Genomic DNA, 14,427 nt, shown 5'->3' with positions numbered 1-14,427 from the left:
TAGGAAAACGGCAGGAGGTAAGCAATCTGCCGTTTTTGTTCTCGCGTTCAGGCTCGCAAAATAGTCAGGTCGTTACACTCCTCTTCAGGATGACTGCGTAGCGCGTCCCAGCCAGCTGTCCCAGTCTTTCCACACCGGCTGCAGGCCGCGAGCGACCAGCGCGCTGGCGACCTCTTCGGGACGGCGGCCATCATGAGGGGCGAACTGCTCCAGTTCGGGATGATTATCGGCATAGCCGCCGGGCTGAGTTTTTGAAAATGCGCTGACGTTGTTAATGGCCAGCGGGATCACCCGATCGCGAAAATCGGGCGCTTCGCGGGTTGAAAGCGACAGCTCAACCTCCGGCGCCAGCAGGCGGAAGGCGCAGATGGTCTGCACCAGCTGGCGCTCATCCATCAGCGATGCCGGTTCGATCCCGCCGGCGCATGGCCGCAGACGGGGGAAGGAGACCGAGTAGCGGCTGCGCCAGTAATGCTGCTGGAGCCACAGCAGATGCTCAGCGACCATGTAGCAATCCACGCGCCAGCTATCGGAGAGGCCAATGAGCGCGCCCAGGCCGATCTTATCGATCCCCGCCTGGCCGAGACGATCCGGCGTATCCAGGCGCCAGAAGAAGTCCTGCTTCTTCCCCTTCAGATGATGCTGGGCGTACATGCTCTCATGATACGTTTCCTGATAGACCATCACGCCGTCCAGGCCGAGCGTTTTCAGCTCAGCGTACTCATCCGTGCTCAGCGGCTGCACCTCCATCTGTAGCGAGGAGAACTGGCTGCGGATCGCCGGCAGATGCTGGCGAAAATAGTCCATCCCCACTTTGCCCTGGTGTTCGCCGGTGACCAGCAGCAGATGCTCAAAGCCCATCTGGCGGATAGCGGCGCACTCGCGGGTAATTTCATCGCTATCCAGCGTCTTGCGCTTGATGCGGTTGCTCATTGAAAAGCCGCAGTAGGTGCAGTCGTTCGCGCACAGGTTAGAGAGATAAAGAGGAACATAGAAACTGACGGTGTTACCAAAGCGCTGGCGGGTCAGGTGCTGCGCGCGCTGCGCCAGCGGCTCCAGATAGCCGGCGGCGGCGGGGGAGAGCAGGGCCATCATATCGTCGCGAGTAAGCTGTTTTGCCGCTATCGCCCGCTCAACGTCGGCTGGGGTTTTGCTGTTGATGCGCAGGCGGATATCATCCCACTCCAGCTGTTTCCAGCGGTCGCTAAAGGTGTTCATGCCAGCGCCTCCAGGAAACCGGTCAGCGGGCTGGTGGCCTGCGCCTGGGCGCTGCGCGCGCCGGGTCCGGCCTGACGGGCCAGCAGACCCGCTTCTACCGCCAGACGAAACGCGCGCGCCATGGTCACCGGATCGTCGGCGACGGCGATTGCGGTATTAACCAGCACCGCGTCGGCGCCCATCTCCAGCGCCTGCGCCGCATGGCTGGGCACGCCAATACCGGCGTCAACGACCACCGGTACCGTTGCCTGAGCGATAATGATTTCCAGCATGGCGCGGGTTTCCAGTCCTTGATTAGAGCCGATGGGGGCGCCGAGCGGCATTACCGCCGCGCAGCCCACCTCCTCCAGCCGTTTACACAGCACCGGGTCGGCGCCGCAGTAGGGCAGAACCACAAAACCTTCCCGTACCAGGATCTCCGCCGCCTTCAGGGTTTCGATGGGGTCCGGCAGCAGCCAGCGCGCGTCCGGATGAATCTCCAGCTTTAACCAATGAGTGCCCAGGGCTTCCCGCGCCAGGCGGGCGGCGAACACGGCTTCTTCCGCCGTTTTCGCTCCCGACGTATTCGGCAGCAGGCTGACGCCGGCGGCCAGTAAAGGCGCGAGGATCGCATCATTGTGCTGACGTAAATCGACGCGCTTCATTGCCAGCGTCACCAGCTGGCTTCCCGAGGCGCGGATTGCCTCGACCATAAGGTCCGGCGCGGAAAATTTTCCGGTACCGGTAAAAATATGTGAGTCGAACGTTTTGTCTGCGATACGTAACATGTCAGCCTCCGGCGATAACCTGAAAAAGCAGGACCCGATCGCCTTCCTGCAGAAGATGGTGATCCCACCGCTCGCGCGGCAGGACGTGTTGATTGAGCGCCAGCGCGATACCCGCCTGCTGCTGTTCCAGCTGAACGAGCAGGGCGGCGACGGTGATCGCGTCGGCGCAACGGAGCGGTTCGTCGTTAAACCAAATCTGCATGTTGTCCTCCGCATACCGGACAGCTCTGCGCCCGCTGTAGCGCCAGGCTTCGCCAGGAGCCGGTGCGGGCGTCAAACAGCCGCAGAGTATTACGCGGCGTGACCATGCCGGAGAGTAGCTTGATCGCCTCCAGCGCCTGGAGCGTACCCATTATGCCGACCACCGGCCCGATAATGCCCGCGGTGCGGCAGCTACGCTCGGGTTCGGTCGTATCTGGCCACAGGCAGCGATAGCAGCCCTGTTCCCACGGCGGGGTCAGGACCATCAGCTGCCCGCCAAGCCCGACGGCGCTGGCGGTAATTAACGGCGTTTTGTGGGTCACGCAGGCGGCGTTGATGGCCTGGCGGCTCTCCATGTTATCGGTGCAGTCCAGCACCACGTCGGCCTGCTTTACTTCAGCCAGCAGCGCCGCGCCGCTTAATCGCTGCTGCAGGGGGATAACATCGATCTGCGGATTGAGCCGCGCCAGCCGCTGTCGGGCAGCCGTTGCTTTAGGCCGGGCAATATCGTCGCTGGTGAACAAAATCTGCCGCTGCAGGTTGCTGACGTGGACATCGTCGTCATCGGCGAGGACCAGCGTACCGACGCCAGCGCCCGCCAGATAGAGCGCCGCGGGAGAGCCGAGTCCGCCGAGCCCGACGATCAGCACCCGGCTGGCAAGCAGCTTCTGCTGACCTTCGATGGCAATATCTTCCAGCATCAGCTGGCGGCTGTAGCGCATAAAATCGCTATCATTCATCGCCTGCTCCCGCTATTTCCAGCAGCCGGGCGGTGGCCTGCCGCCAGTCCGCCGCCTGGGTAATCGCGCTGACCACGGCAATGCTGCCAACGCCGGCGTCCAGCACCGCCGGAGCGCGTTCGAGGCTGATGCCGCCAATGGCCACCGTTGGGTAGTCCTGCAGCCGGCTGATATGGCGCGCCAGCTGCTCCAGTCCCTGCGGCGCGGAGGGCATCTGCTTGGTTTGGGTCGGGAAAACGTGGCCTAATGCGATATACGAGGGGCGAGCGGCCAGCGCGACGTCAATCTCCATATCGTCATGCGTCGAGACGCCGAGGCGTAGCCCGGCATTGCGAATAGCGCTCAGATCGGTCGTTTCAAGGTCCTCCTGGCCGAGGTGCACGCCGTAGGCCTGATGCTTAATGGCCAGCTGCCAGTAGTCGTTGATAAACAGCCGGGCACGGTATTGACGGCCAAGCGCGATAGCGGCGATGACATCGTCCTCAACGTCAGCCTCGCGCCGATCCTTAATTCGCAGCTGGATGGTGCGCACGCCCGCTTTCAGCAGGCGTTCAATCCACGCCACGCTATCCACGACCGGGTAGAGTCCTAAACGAAAAGGGACCGGGGGAAAATCGGGTTGATACATCAGGCTTGCTCCTTACGTAAATAGATTTCGCCGCCGCGAGCGCGGAAGTCCTGCGACATATCGGCCATTCCGCTTTCGATGTTCTGGAGGGCGGCATAGTCGCGTACTTCCTGGCTGATTTTCATTGAACAGAATTTGGGTCCGCACATGGAGCAGAAGTGGGCGACTTTTCCCGACTCCTGCGGCAGGGTTTCATCGTGATAGGCGCGGGCGGTGAACGGGTCGAGGGCGAGATTGAACTGGTCCTCCCAGCGGAATTCGAAACGCGCTTTTGACATGGCGTTATCGCGGATCTGCGCCCCGGGATGGCCTTTGGCAAGGTCGGCGGCGTGGGCGGCGATTTTGTAGGTAATCAGCCCCTGCTTAACGTCCTCTTTGTTCGGCAGCCCGAGGTGCTCTTTCGGCGTCACGTAGCAGAGCATCGCGCAGCCAAACCAGCCGATCATCGCAGCGCCAATGCCGGAAGTGAAGTGATCGTAGCCCGGGGCGATATCGGTGGTTAACGGCCCGAGGGTATAGAACGGCGCTTCGTGACAGTGCTCCAGCTCTTCGGTCATGTTGCGGCGGATCATCTGCATCGGCACGTGGCCCGGGCCTTCAATCATCACCTGCACGTCGTACTCCCAGGCGATTTTCGTCAGCTCGCCTAAGGTTCGCAGCTCGGCAAACTGCGCTTCATCGTTGGCGTCCTGGATCGAGCCCGGACGCAGACCGTCGCCGAGCGATAGCGAGACGTCATAGGCGGCGCAGATTTCACAAATTTCGCGAAAGTGCTGATAGAGGAAGTTTTCCTGATGGTGCGACAGGCACCATTTCGCCATGATCGAACCGCCGCGGGAGACAATGCCGGTGAGGCGTCTGGCGGTCATCGGAACGTAGCGCAGCAGGACGCCGGCATGGATGGTGAAGTAGTCAACGCCTTGCTCCGCCTGCTCCAGCAGGGTGTCGCGAAATGCTTCCCAGCTCAGGTCCTCGGCAATGCCGTTTACCTTTTCCAGCGCCTGATAGATCGGCACCGTACCGATAGGCACCGGACTGTTACGCAGGATCCACTCGCGGGTTTCGTGGATATAGCGGCCGGTGGAGAGATCCATCACCGTATCCGCGCCCCAGCGGGTTGACCACACCAGCTTTTCTACCTCTTCCTCAATGGAGGAGGTGACGGCGGAGTTGCCGATATTGGCGTTAACTTTGACCAGAAAATTACGGCCGATAATCATCGGCTCCGACTCTGGATGGTTGATATTGGCCGGAATAATGGCGCGCCCGGCGGCCACTTCGTCACGGACAAACTCCGGCGTGATGTTGTCCGGCAGATGGGCGCCAAACCCTTCCCCCGGGTGCTGGTGGCGCAGCACTGCGCTACGAATGCGCTCGCGGCCCATGTTTTCGCGGAGGGCGATAAACTCCATCTCCGGCGTGACGAGGCCTCGACGGGCGTAGTGGAGCTGGGTGACGCGGCGGCCTGCGGCGGCCCGCTTTGGCGTCAGCAGGCGGCTGAAGCGCAGCTCGTCGAGGCCGTCATCAGCCAGGCGTTGCTGGGTGTAAGCGGAGCTGCGATGGCTCAGCGGTTCGCTATCGTTACGCGCGTCAATCCACGGCTGGCGCAGCTTTGCCAGACCCTGGTGGACATCGATCGCGATATCGGGGTCGCCGTAGGGACCGGAGGTGTCGTACACCGGGATCGCTTCGTTATCTTCATAGCGCGGATTTTCTTTGCCGCCGCCGATAAGCGTGGGGCTAAGCTGGATTTCCCGCATCGGGACGCGAATATCATCCTGCGAACCCTGAATGTAGATACGCTGCGAGTTGGGGAAGACCGAACCTTCAAGAGTGTCGATAAAACGCTGGGCGCGTTCGCGCTGCTGTCGACGGGTTAGTTTTTCTGTAGACATAGCTCATTCCAGACGAAAAGGAGATGGCTTGTCAGACGACGGATGGAGTAACAGATGCGTTTGGTCCTGGAGGGACGGCCGCTCTTTGCAGTTTACTCTTGTTCCCTTCGCAGGTATTAGCCTGATCAGGTTCCGCGGATCCCGAATTAACGGTCTCAGCCTTTTCCACTTTATCCTTCGCGCTGCCTCTTCGTTGGCTTCGTCCGCTCACTCCGGTCACTTACTGATATAAGTTCCTGGAAGTTCACTGACTTGCCATCTTGAGGCATCGCGAATGCTTTGTGGAAAATAGGCACTCCGACAAGATAACGCTCCCTCCGCAGAGGGAGAATGTATGTAAACTACTCGTTAACGGCTCACAACTCAAGCAGTCGGCGCGATATTGTCGCTGATGCTGTCTTTCAGGTTATAGGTCACGGCCAGCGCGATCAGCTTATCTTCAAGCGCGAAGCGCGCTTCCAGCGCTTCACCGATATCTGAGAGCGCCTGCTGGAACTCGAGATAGTTATCGTGATCGATCGCGTTTTCGAGGCAGGAGTCGTAATAATCCATAATCTGCTGGGTGTTGGCTTCCAGCTGTGGATAGAGCCTGGTGGCGGCCAAAAGTGGCGTATCGCCTTCCATTTCCCCGATAATGCGTTCATAAATACTAAAATGGCCGGATGAGAGATAATCCACCAGGCTTTGACAAAAGTTATCCAGCGCCTTTTCATTAAGCCGCATAAATGACTCTTTGCCAGGTTTCAGGCCAACCAGCTTGTAGTAAGCCACGAGCAAATGCTTACGTACATGCAGCCAGCGATCGACCAGTTCATTACTGCCTCCAACACGTTCCGTTAGGTTTTCCAGCTGGTTTAACATGGTTGACTCCGCAAGATTAAGAAAAATAACGTTGCTCACCAAAATGTAAATATAATGTTAAAAGTGCCAGTAAAATTAAGGTAGTGCAATAGATATGGATCGTATTATTGAAAAATTAGATCGCGGCTGGTGGATCGTCAGTCACGAACAAAAATTATGGTTACCCGGCGGGGAATTACCACACGGCGAAGCGGTAAATTTTAATCTTGTCGGCCAGCACGCGCTGCAGATTGGCGAATGGCAAGGTGACGCGGTGTGGCTGATACGCCAGGATCGTCGGCAGGATATGGGATCGCTGCGGCAGGTGTTGGATCAGGATCCTGGCCTGTTTCAGCTGGCGGGCCGCGGCATTCAGCTGGCAGAGTTTTATCGCTCGCATAAGTTCTGCGGCTACTGCGGGCACCCGATGCATCCGAGCAAAACCGAATGGGCGATGCTGTGTAGCCACTGCCGCGAGCGCTACTATCCGCAAATCGCGCCGTGCATGATTGTCGCCATTCGCCGGGAAGACTCTATCCTGCTGGCGCAGCATACCCGCCACCGCAACGGCGTACATACGGTGCTGGCCGGCTTTGTCGAAGTCGGGGAGACCCTCGAGCAGACGGTGGCGCGCGAGGTGATGGAAGAGTGCGGCATTAAGGTGAAGAACCTGCGCTACGTGACCTCCCAGCCGTGGCCGTTTCCGCAGTCGCTGATGACCGCATTTATGGCGGAATACGACAGCGGTGAGATTGTCATCGATCGCAAAGAGCTGCTGGAGGCGGGCTGGTATCGCTACGACGACTTGCCGCTTCTGCCGCCGCCGGGAACCGTGGCGCGCCGGCTGATTGAAGATACGGTGGCAATGTGTCGGGCCGACTATGAATGACGTGATACAATGACGGCCTGACGCATTAAGGAACTGCAAAATGACCGAACTGAAGAACGATCGTTATCTGCGTGCGCTGCTGCGCCAACCCGTTGATGTGACCCCGGTGTGGATGATGCGCCAGGCGGGCCGCTATTTACCGGAGTACAAAGCCACTCGCGCAGAAGCGGGCGACTTTATGTCTCTGTGTAAAAATGCCGAGCTGGCCTGTGAAGTCACCCTGCAGCCGCTGCGTCGCTATGCGCTGGATGCGGCGATCCTCTTTTCAGACATTCTGACCATTCCGGACGCGATGGGCCTGGGGCTGTACTTTGAAGCTGGCGAAGGCCCGCGCTTTACCTCGCCAGTTACCTGCAAAGCCGACGTCGACAAACTGCCGATCCCCGATCCGGAAGATGAGCTCGGCTATGTAATGAACGCGGTACGTACTATCCGCCGTGAGCTAAAAGGCGAGGTTCCGCTGATTGGCTTCTCCGGCAGCCCGTGGACGCTGGCGACCTATATGGTTGAAGGCGGTAGCAGCAAAGCCTTTACCGTTATCAAGAAGATGATGTACGCCGAGCCGAAGACGCTGCACGCTCTGCTCGATAAGCTGGCCAAAAGCGTCACGCTGTACCTGAATGCCCAGATTAAAGCAGGCGCTCAGTCGGTGATGATTTTTGATACCTGGGGCGGAGTGCTGACCGGCCGCGATTATCAGCAGTTCTCGCTCTACTACATGCATAAAATCGTCGATGGCCTGCTGCGCGAAAATGAAGGCCGCCGCGTGCCGGTGACCCTGTTTACCAAAGGCGGCGGACAGTGGCTGGAAGCGATTGCGGAAACCGGCTGCGATGCGCTGGGCCTCGACTGGACAACCGATATCGCCGATGCGCGTCGTCGCGTTGGCCACAGGGTCGCGCTACAGGGCAATATGGACCCTTCCATGCTTTACGCGCCCGCTGCCCGTATTGAAGAAGAGGTGGCTACCATCCTTGCCGGCTTTGGGCAGGGAGAAGGGCACGTCTTCAACCTCGGGCACGGCATTCATCAGGACGTGGACCCTGCGCATGCGGGCGTGTTTGTGGAGGCGGTACATCGGCTGTCAGCACAATATCATCGCTAAGGAGCGACTATGGATTTGGCTTCTCTCCGTACCCTGCAGCGTGATTTAGCAGAATCGGTCATTCGTGAAGATCGGCTGGATCGCGATCCGCCGCAGCTGATCGGCGGCGCGGATGTAGGGTTTGAGCAGGAAGGAGAAGTCACCCGAGCGGCGATGGTGCTGCTGGCCTGGCCTTCGCTGGAGCTGGTTGAATATCAGGTGGCGCGCGTTGCCACCACCATGCCCTATATTCCCGGCTTCCTCTCCTTTCGTGAAACCCCCGCGCTGCTGGCAGCGTGGGAGCTGCTTTCGCAAAAACCGGATCTGCTGTTCGTCGACGGCCACGGCATTTCCCATCCCCGACGCCTTGGCGTAGCCAGCCATTTCGGGCTGCTGGTGGATGTGCCCACCATCGGCGTGGCGAAAAAGCGTCTGTGCGGCAAATGCGACTCCCCGGGCGATGAGCCGGGGGCGCTGACGGCGCTGATGGATAAAAACGAACAGCTGGCGTGGGTTCTGCGTAGCAAGGTGCGCTGTAACCCGCTCTTCATCAGCACCGGCCACCGGGTTGGCCTGGATAGCGCCTTAATGTGGGTGGAGCGCTGTATGAAAGGCTATCGCCTGCCGGAGCCGACGCGCTGGGCGGATGCGGTGGCATCAGAGCGCCCGGCGTTTATGCGTTGGCAAGCAAATCACGGCTGATTCAGGTAAACTGCGGCTAATTTCTGACTTCGAGAATTCATCATGTTACAAAACCCGATTCATCTGCGCCTGGAGAAGCTGGAAAGCTGGCAGCACGTCACTTTTATGGCCTGCTTGTGTGAGCGCATGTACCCCAATTACGCCATGTTTTGCCAGCAAACCGAATTTGCCGACGGCCAGCTGTATCGCCGTATCCTCGATCTGATCTGGGAAACGTTAACGGTCAAAGACGCGAAGGTGAATTTTGATAGTCAGCTGGAGAAGCTGGAAGAGGCGATCCCGGTGGCTGACGACTATGATCTGTACGGCGTCTATCCGGCGATCGATGCCTGCGTCGCATTAAGCGAGCTGGTTCACTCGCGTCTGAGTGGCGAAACCCTCGAACACGCTATTGAGGTGAGCAAGAGTTCCATTACCACCGTCGCGATGCTGGAAATGACACAGGCAGGTCGTGAAATGACCGACGAAGAGCTCAAGGAAAACCCGGCGGTTGAACAAGAATGGGACATTCAGTGGGAAATTTTCCGTCTGCTGGCCGACTGCGAAGAGCGCGATATTGAACTGATAAAAGGACTGCGTGCCGACCTTCGTGAAGCCGGCGAGAGCAATATTGGTATAAATTTTCAGCAGTGAGACCAGAAAACGTGATTTACCGCCTGAATTGTAGCGTCTGAAGGCTTCCATTCCGCCCCCCGTCTGGTCTACATTTGGAGGGCGAAAAAAAGTGGCTATCGGTGCGTGTATGCAGGAGAGTGTTTTTCAGCATTTCCGTCGCACTCGGTGCTTAGCAAGCGATAAACACATTGTAAGGATAACTTATGAACAAGACTCAACTGATTGATGTAATTGCGGACAAAGCTGACCTGTCCAAAGCACAGGCAAAAGCTGCCCTGGAATCTACCCTGGCTGCAATTACTGAGTCTCTGAAAGAAGGTGATGCTGTCCAACTGGTTGGTTTCGGTACCTTCAAAGTGAACCACCGCGCTGAGCGTACTGGCCGCAACCCGCAGACCGGTAATGAAATCAAAATTGCCGCTGCTAACGTGCCGGCGTTTGTTTCAGGCAAAGCACTGAAAGACGCAGTTAAGTAAGACCGCGTGGCAGTGTACAGTTCTACCGAAGGGGCCTTTAAGCCCCTTTTGTCTATCTGGCGTCGTACGCTGACGCTGGCAGGCGTACTGTTACTTGCTGCCTGCAGCCATGATTCCTCGCTCCCGCCTTTTACCGCCAGCGGCTATGCTGACAATCAGGGAGCGATGCGTATCTGGCGTCTGGATTCCAATGGCGAGGTGCATCTTCTCGCCGCTTTTAGCCCGTGGCGTCACGGCAATACTTCAACCAGTGAATACCGCTGGCAGGGCGATCGGCTGACGCTGATTGAGCTCAACGTTTACGGCAAGACCACGGAACATATTCGCGCCCGCTTTGATGACCAGGGCGAGCTGAGCTTTATGCAGCGTGAAATCGACGGGCAAAAGCAGCAGCTCTCCAGCGACCAGGTCGCGCTCTACCGCTACCGGGCGACGCAGATCCGCCAGACCAGCGACGCATTGCGTCAGGGCCGCGTTGTGCTGCGTCAGGGACGCTGGCACGCCGATCGGACCATCACCACCTGTGAAGGGCAGACCGTTAAGCCAGACCTGGATGCCCGGGCGTTAGCCCATATCGCCCGCCGTCAGGATCACTCGTCCGTAGAGGTCAGCGTCGCGTGGCTGGAAGCATCTGAAGGTTCGCAGCTGCTGCTGGTGGCAAACGAAGACTTCTGTACCTGGCAACCGCAGGAAAAAACTTTCTAACGCTTTACCCGCGCTTCATACTCCGATGCGCGCTACCCTCGTTGCCGTACCCGCCGGGCATCACTCCGCCGCTCCTTGCAGAGCCGTACTCCGCGCATGCCAAATAAAACGGGCGGCCACAAATTAATGAGGCCGCCCGTTCATACAGAAGGGGGCGTAAACCCGACGGATGAAATGACGCCGTTAGTTTTGCTCGCGAGCGATGGCGCGCCAGCCGATATCGTCGCGGCTAAAGCTGCCGTCCCAACGGATATCGGTAAGCAGCTCATAGGCGCGCTGCTGCGCCTGGGCCACGCTATCACCCAGCGCCGTTACGCACAGTACGCGGCCGCCGTTGGTGAGTACGCGCTGGTCGGCAGAAAGCTGGGTGCCCGCATGGAACACTTTGCCATCCGCCGCTTCTTCCTGCGGCAGGCCGAAGATCTCATCGCCGGTGCTGTAGCTGCCCGGATAGCCGCCTGCGGCCACGACCACGCCGAGAGAAGCGCGGCTGTCCCACTCTGACGTTTTCTCATCCAGCTTGCCGTCACAGGCGGCGAGGCACAGCTCCACCATGTCCGACTTCATGCGCAGCATGATGGGCTGAGTTTCCGGATCGCCGAAGCGGCAGTTGAACTCGATAACCTTCGGGTTGCCCTGCTTATCGATCATCAGACCCGCGTAGAGAAAGCCGGTATAGGTATTGCCTTCCGCCGCCATCCCTTTGACCGTTGGCCAAATGATACGCTCCATGGTGCGCTGATGAACTTCATCCGTGACCACCGGGGCCGGAGAGTACGCGCCCATGCCGCCGGTGTTAGGGCCGGTGTCGCCATTACCGACGCGTTTGTGGTCCTGGCTGGTGGCCATCGGCAGAACGTGCTCGCCGTCGACCATCACGATGAAGCTGGCCTCTTCGCCGTCGAGGAACTCTTCAATAACGATACGATGGCCGGCGTCGCCGAAGGCATTGCCTGCCAGCATATCGTGGACGGCGGCTTCCGCCTCTTCGAGCGTCATCGCGACAATAACGCCTTTCCCGGCCGCCAGACCGTCAGCTTTGATAACGATCGGCGCGCCTTTCTCCCGCAGGTACGCAAGGGCAGGCTCAATATCGGTAAAGTTCTGGTACTCGGCGGTTGGGATGTTGTGACGCGCGAGGAAATCTTTAGTGAAGGCCTTAGAGCCCTCGAGCTGTGCGGCACCTTCCGTTGGGCCAAAGATTTTCAGCCCGGCGGCGCGGAACGCATCGACAATGCCGATCACCAGCGGCGCTTCCGGGCCGACGATGGTCAGATCGATATTTTCGCGCTGTGCGAAGCTCAGCAGTGCCGGAATGTCGGTCACGCCGATCGCCACGTTCTGCAGCGCGGGCTCCAGGGCGGTGCCGGCATTACCCGGAGCAACATAAACGGTATCAACCAGCGGCGATTGCGCCGCTTTCCATCCTAACGCGTGCTCGCGCCCGCCGTTACCAATCACTAATACTTTCATGTGTTACTCCGTGAATTAATGGCGGAAATGGCGCATGTCGGTGAAGATCATCGCGATACCGTGCTCGTCGGCAGCGGCAATCACCTCTTCGTCGCGAATAGAGCCACCCGGCTGGATCACGCAGCTCACGCCTACGGCCGCGGCCGCATCAATGCCGTCACGGAACGGGAAGAATGCGTCGGATGCCATTGCTGAACCTTTCACTTCCAGGCCTTCGTCGCCGGCTTTAATCCCGGCAATTTTGGCGGAGTAAACGCGGCTCATCTGGCCTGCGCCTATGCCGATGGTCATATTCTCTTTGGCATAAACGATGGCGTTGGATTTGACGAACTTGGCCACTTTCCAGCAGAACAGCGCATCGCGCAGCTCCTGCTCGCTCGGCTGGCGCTTGCTGACCACGCGCAGTTCACCGGCGGTGACCATACCCAGATCGCGATCCTGCACCAACAGCCCACCGTTAACGCGTTTGAAATCAAGGCCCGGTACGCGTGTCGTCCACTCGCCGCAGGTCAGTACGCGGACGTTCTGTTTCGCCGCGGTAATTTTCAGCGCCTCTTCGCTAGCGGAGGGGGCGATGATCACTTCGACAAACTGGCGGGAGATAATGGCCTGCGCGGTTTCGGCATCCAGCTCGCGGTTGAAGGCGATAATGCCGCCGAACGCTGAGGTTGGGTCGGTTTTATAGGCGCGGTCGTAAGCATCCAGCAGGGAATCGCTTACCGCAACGCCGCACGGGTTGGCGTGCTTGACGATGACGCATGCCGGCTCGCTGAACTCTTTCACGCACTCCAGCGCCGCATCGGTATCGGCAATGTTGTTGTAGGAAAGCGCTTTGCCCTGCAGCTGCTGGGCGGTGGCAACGGATGCTTCCTTAATTTCTTCTTCTATATAGAAGGCAGCCTGCTGATGGCTGTTCTCACCGTAGCGCATATCCTGCTTCTTAATGAAGTTCAGGTTCAGGGTACGCGGGAAGCGGCCTGAAGCTTCCTGAGTTTCACCGTGATAGGCCGGAACCATGCTGCCAAAATAGTTGGCAATCATGCTGTCGTAGGCGGCGGTGTGCTCAAAAGCTTTAATGGCGAGGTCGAAACGGGTTTCGAGAGTCAGGGAGCCTTCGTTGGCGTCCATCTCTTTAATAATGGCGGCGTAGTCGCTGCTCTTAACAACGATAGCGACATCTTTATGGTTCTTGGCCGCGGAGCGCACCATGGTCGGGCCGCCGATATCGATGTTCTCAACCGCATCTTCCAGCGAGCAGCCTTCACGGGCGACGGTCTGGGCAAACGGGTAGAGGTTAACGACGACCATATCAATAGGAGAGATAGCGTGCTGCGCCATGATCTCATCATCCTGACCGCGACGGCCCAGAATGCCGCCGTGCACCTTCGGATGCAGGGTCTTCACGCGTCCATCCATCATTTCCGGGAAACCGGTGTAGTCAGAGACTTCGGTTACCGGCAGGCCTTTCTCCGCCAGCAGGCGTGCGGTACCACCCGTAGAGAGTAGCTCAACACCACGAGCGGAAAGAGCCTGCGCGAATTCGACGATACCGGCCTTATCAGAAACACTGAGCAGGGCGCGGCGGACTGGACGACGTTGTTGCATGGTATTAAATCCCCAGGATTTGAACATTACAGAGAGCGTTAGGTGAGTTTTTGCCTAAAAACTCACCTAACGCACCCAACCGGGCATCCGTGTCATAGCGCGGCATTGTAACGAAAACGTTTGCGCAACGCTCGCGAATTTTTATCTTTCTCTTTGCAGGGGGAAATCTTTCCTTATCTCTCCTTATAGAAGGGCGCTGCGACGGTCTTTATAAAGAAGGATCGCCGACGGTCTGTGGATAATTCTGTGCGTAACAGGGTATAAATCGGGGTTTTGCTGGGGAATGCAGCAGTCAGTCATTTTTCTGCAATTTAACTATTGCGGGCGCTCGAGAACTCCCTATAATGCGCCTCCATCGACACGGAACAACGGCAAACAAGCCGCCGGGTTGAAAGAGAAAACTTCTGAAAAACGGGGTTGACTCTGAAAGAGGAAAGCGTATTATACGCCACCTCGCAACGGTGAGCGAAAGCCGCGTTGCACTGCTCTTTAACAATTTATCAGACAATCTGTGTGGGCACTCAAAGTGACATGGATTCTTAACGTCCTCGGACGAAAAATGAATACCAAGTCTCTGAGTGAACATACG

At 58.3% G+C, this 14,427-nt stretch carries 15 protein-coding genes and 1 riboswitch; of the genes, 6 read left to right on the top strand and 9 right to left on the bottom strand.

Annotated elements, in window-relative coordinates:
* Window positions 1-84 precede the first annotated feature (84 nt).
* The 7 genes from thiH to rsd form a co-directional block, all read right to left on the bottom strand.
* Window positions 85-1,218: a 2-iminoacetate synthase ThiH gene (gene thiH, locus NWP14_RS27420; RefSeq protein WP_375216275.1), complete on the bottom strand. Its 1,134-nt coding sequence runs from the start codon at window positions 1,216-1,218 to the stop codon at window positions 85-87.
* Window positions 1,215-1,985, bottom strand: a complete 771-nt coding sequence (gene thiG, locus NWP14_RS27415) for a thiazole synthase (RefSeq protein ID WP_346430360.1) — start codon at window positions 1,983-1,985, stop codon at window positions 1,215-1,217. Before thiG ends, thiH begins: the two co-directional genes overlap by 4 nt.
* Before the next feature lies 1 nt (window position 1,986).
* Window positions 1,987-2,187 (bottom strand): sulfur carrier protein ThiS, encoded by a 201-nt coding sequence (thiS, locus tag NWP14_RS27410; protein ID WP_375216274.1) that lies wholly within the window; start codon window positions 2,185-2,187, stop codon window positions 1,987-1,989.
* Entirely contained in the window at window positions 2,171-2,926 is a 756-nt protein-coding gene (locus tag NWP14_RS27405) for a ThiF family adenylyltransferase (protein ID WP_375216273.1), read from the bottom strand. The genes thiS and NWP14_RS27405 overlap by 17 nt, the downstream gene beginning before the upstream one ends.
* The gene (thiE, locus tag NWP14_RS27400) at window positions 2,919-3,554 is read right to left on the bottom strand and encodes a thiamine phosphate synthase (RefSeq protein ID WP_375216272.1); all 636 of its coding nucleotides are present in this window, start codon (window positions 3,552-3,554) and stop codon (window positions 2,919-2,921) included. Before thiE ends, NWP14_RS27405 begins: the two co-directional genes overlap by 8 nt.
* A complete protein-coding gene (gene thiC, locus NWP14_RS27395) occupies window positions 3,554-5,449 on the bottom strand; it encodes a phosphomethylpyrimidine synthase ThiC (RefSeq protein ID WP_375216271.1) in 1,896 nt (631 codons plus the stop codon). Before thiC ends, thiE begins: the two co-directional genes overlap by 1 nt.
* Before the next feature lie 85 nt (window positions 5,450-5,534).
* A riboswitch (TPP riboswitch) is annotated at window positions 5,535-5,759 on the bottom strand.
* Window positions 5,760-5,812: 53 nt separating this feature from the next.
* Window positions 5,813-6,310, bottom strand: coding sequence for a sigma D regulator (rsd, locus tag NWP14_RS27390; protein WP_095105623.1), 498 nt, complete (start codon window positions 6,308-6,310; stop codon window positions 5,813-5,815).
* Window positions 6,311-6,404: 94 nt separating this feature from the next.
* Between rsd and nudC the strand changes: the two genes are divergently transcribed.
* The 6 genes from nudC to NWP14_RS27360 all read left to right on the top strand — a co-directional run bounded on the left by nudC (window position 6,405) and on the right by NWP14_RS27360 (window position 10,760).
* The gene (gene nudC, locus NWP14_RS27385; RefSeq protein WP_095105621.1) at window positions 6,405-7,178 is read left to right on the top strand and encodes an NAD(+) diphosphatase; all 774 of its coding nucleotides are present in this window, start codon (window positions 6,405-6,407) and stop codon (window positions 7,176-7,178) included.
* Window positions 7,179-7,218: 40 nt separating this feature from the next.
* The gene (hemE, locus tag NWP14_RS27380; protein ID WP_331833487.1) at window positions 7,219-8,283 is read left to right on the top strand and encodes a uroporphyrinogen decarboxylase; all 1,065 of its coding nucleotides are present in this window, start codon (window positions 7,219-7,221) and stop codon (window positions 8,281-8,283) included.
* Window positions 8,284-8,292: 9 nt separating this feature from the next.
* The gene (gene nfi / locus NWP14_RS27375; protein WP_095105617.1) at window positions 8,293-8,964 is read left to right on the top strand and encodes a deoxyribonuclease V; all 672 of its coding nucleotides are present in this window, start codon (window positions 8,293-8,295) and stop codon (window positions 8,962-8,964) included.
* Window positions 8,965-9,006: 42 nt separating this feature from the next.
* Window positions 9,007-9,597, top strand: coding sequence for a YjaG family protein (locus NWP14_RS27370; protein WP_095105615.1), 591 nt, complete (start codon window positions 9,007-9,009; stop codon window positions 9,595-9,597).
* A gap of 185 nt (window positions 9,598-9,782) precedes the next feature.
* A complete protein-coding gene (gene hupA / locus NWP14_RS27365) occupies window positions 9,783-10,055 on the top strand; it encodes a nucleoid-associated protein HU-alpha (protein WP_004097675.1) in 273 nt (90 codons plus the stop codon).
* Window positions 10,056-10,067: 12 nt separating this feature from the next.
* A complete protein-coding gene (locus NWP14_RS27360; RefSeq protein ID WP_095105644.1) occupies window positions 10,068-10,760 on the top strand; it encodes a DUF1481 domain-containing protein in 693 nt (230 codons plus the stop codon).
* A gap of 183 nt (window positions 10,761-10,943) precedes the next feature.
* Here the strand turns inward: NWP14_RS27360 and purD are convergent, their stop codons facing one another.
* The gene (purD, locus tag NWP14_RS27355; protein WP_331833486.1) at window positions 10,944-12,233 is read right to left on the bottom strand and encodes a phosphoribosylamine--glycine ligase; all 1,290 of its coding nucleotides are present in this window, start codon (window positions 12,231-12,233) and stop codon (window positions 10,944-10,946) included.
* Window positions 12,234-12,248: 15 nt separating this feature from the next.
* Window positions 12,249-13,838, bottom strand: a complete 1,590-nt coding sequence (gene purH, locus NWP14_RS27350) for a bifunctional phosphoribosylaminoimidazolecarboxamide formyltransferase/IMP cyclohydrolase (RefSeq protein WP_346430357.1) — start codon at window positions 13,836-13,838, stop codon at window positions 12,249-12,251.
* Window positions 13,839-14,427: the final 589 nt, after the last annotated feature.

Origin of the sequence: Klebsiella sp. C349492 (assembly GCF_042055345.1) — a bacterium.
Taxonomy (GTDB): Bacteria; Pseudomonadota; Gammaproteobacteria; order Enterobacterales; family Enterobacteriaceae; genus Klebsiella; species Klebsiella scottii.
This window is presented reverse-complemented; position numbering and strand designations above follow the sequence as displayed.

Excerpts from the sequence above, each read along its gene's own strand:
- nfi (WP_095105617.1), top strand. The coding sequence starts at position 8,293 with ATGGATTTGGCTTCTCTCCGTACCCTGCAGCGTGATTTAGCAGAATCG.
- NWP14_RS27405 (WP_375216273.1), bottom strand. The coding sequence starts at position 2,926 with ATGAATGATAGCGATTTTATGCGCTACAGCCGCCAGCTGATGCTGGAA.
- purD (WP_331833486.1), bottom strand. The coding sequence starts at position 12,233 with ATGAAAGTATTAGTGATTGGTAACGGCGGGCGCGAGCACGCGTTAGGA.
- purH (WP_346430357.1), bottom strand. The coding sequence starts at position 13,838 with ATGCAACAACGTCGTCCAGTCCGCCGCGCCCTGCTCAGTGTTTCTGAT.
- thiG (WP_346430360.1), bottom strand. The coding sequence starts at position 1,985 with ATGTTACGTATCGCAGACAAAACGTTCGACTCACATATTTTTACCGGT.
- thiH (WP_375216275.1), bottom strand. The coding sequence starts at position 1,218 with ATGAACACCTTTAGCGACCGCTGGAAACAGCTGGAGTGGGATGATATC.
- thiS (WP_375216274.1), bottom strand. The coding sequence starts at position 2,187 with ATGCAGATTTGGTTTAACGACGAACCGCTCCGTTGCGCCGACGCGATC.
- nudC (WP_095105621.1), top strand. The coding sequence starts at position 6,405 with ATGGATCGTATTATTGAAAAATTAGATCGCGGCTGGTGGATCGTCAGT.
- hupA (WP_004097675.1), top strand. The coding sequence starts at position 9,783 with ATGAACAAGACTCAACTGATTGATGTAATTGCGGACAAAGCTGACCTG.
- NWP14_RS27370 (WP_095105615.1), top strand. The coding sequence starts at position 9,007 with ATGTTACAAAACCCGATTCATCTGCGCCTGGAGAAGCTGGAAAGCTGG.
- thiC (WP_375216271.1), bottom strand. The coding sequence starts at position 5,449 with ATGTCTACAGAAAAACTAACCCGTCGACAGCAGCGCGAACGCGCCCAG.
- thiE (WP_375216272.1), bottom strand. The coding sequence starts at position 3,554 with ATGTATCAACCCGATTTTCCCCCGGTCCCTTTTCGTTTAGGACTCTAC.
- rsd (WP_095105623.1), bottom strand. The coding sequence starts at position 6,310 with ATGTTAAACCAGCTGGAAAACCTAACGGAACGTGTTGGAGGCAGTAAT.
- hemE (WP_331833487.1), top strand. The coding sequence starts at position 7,219 with ATGACCGAACTGAAGAACGATCGTTATCTGCGTGCGCTGCTGCGCCAA.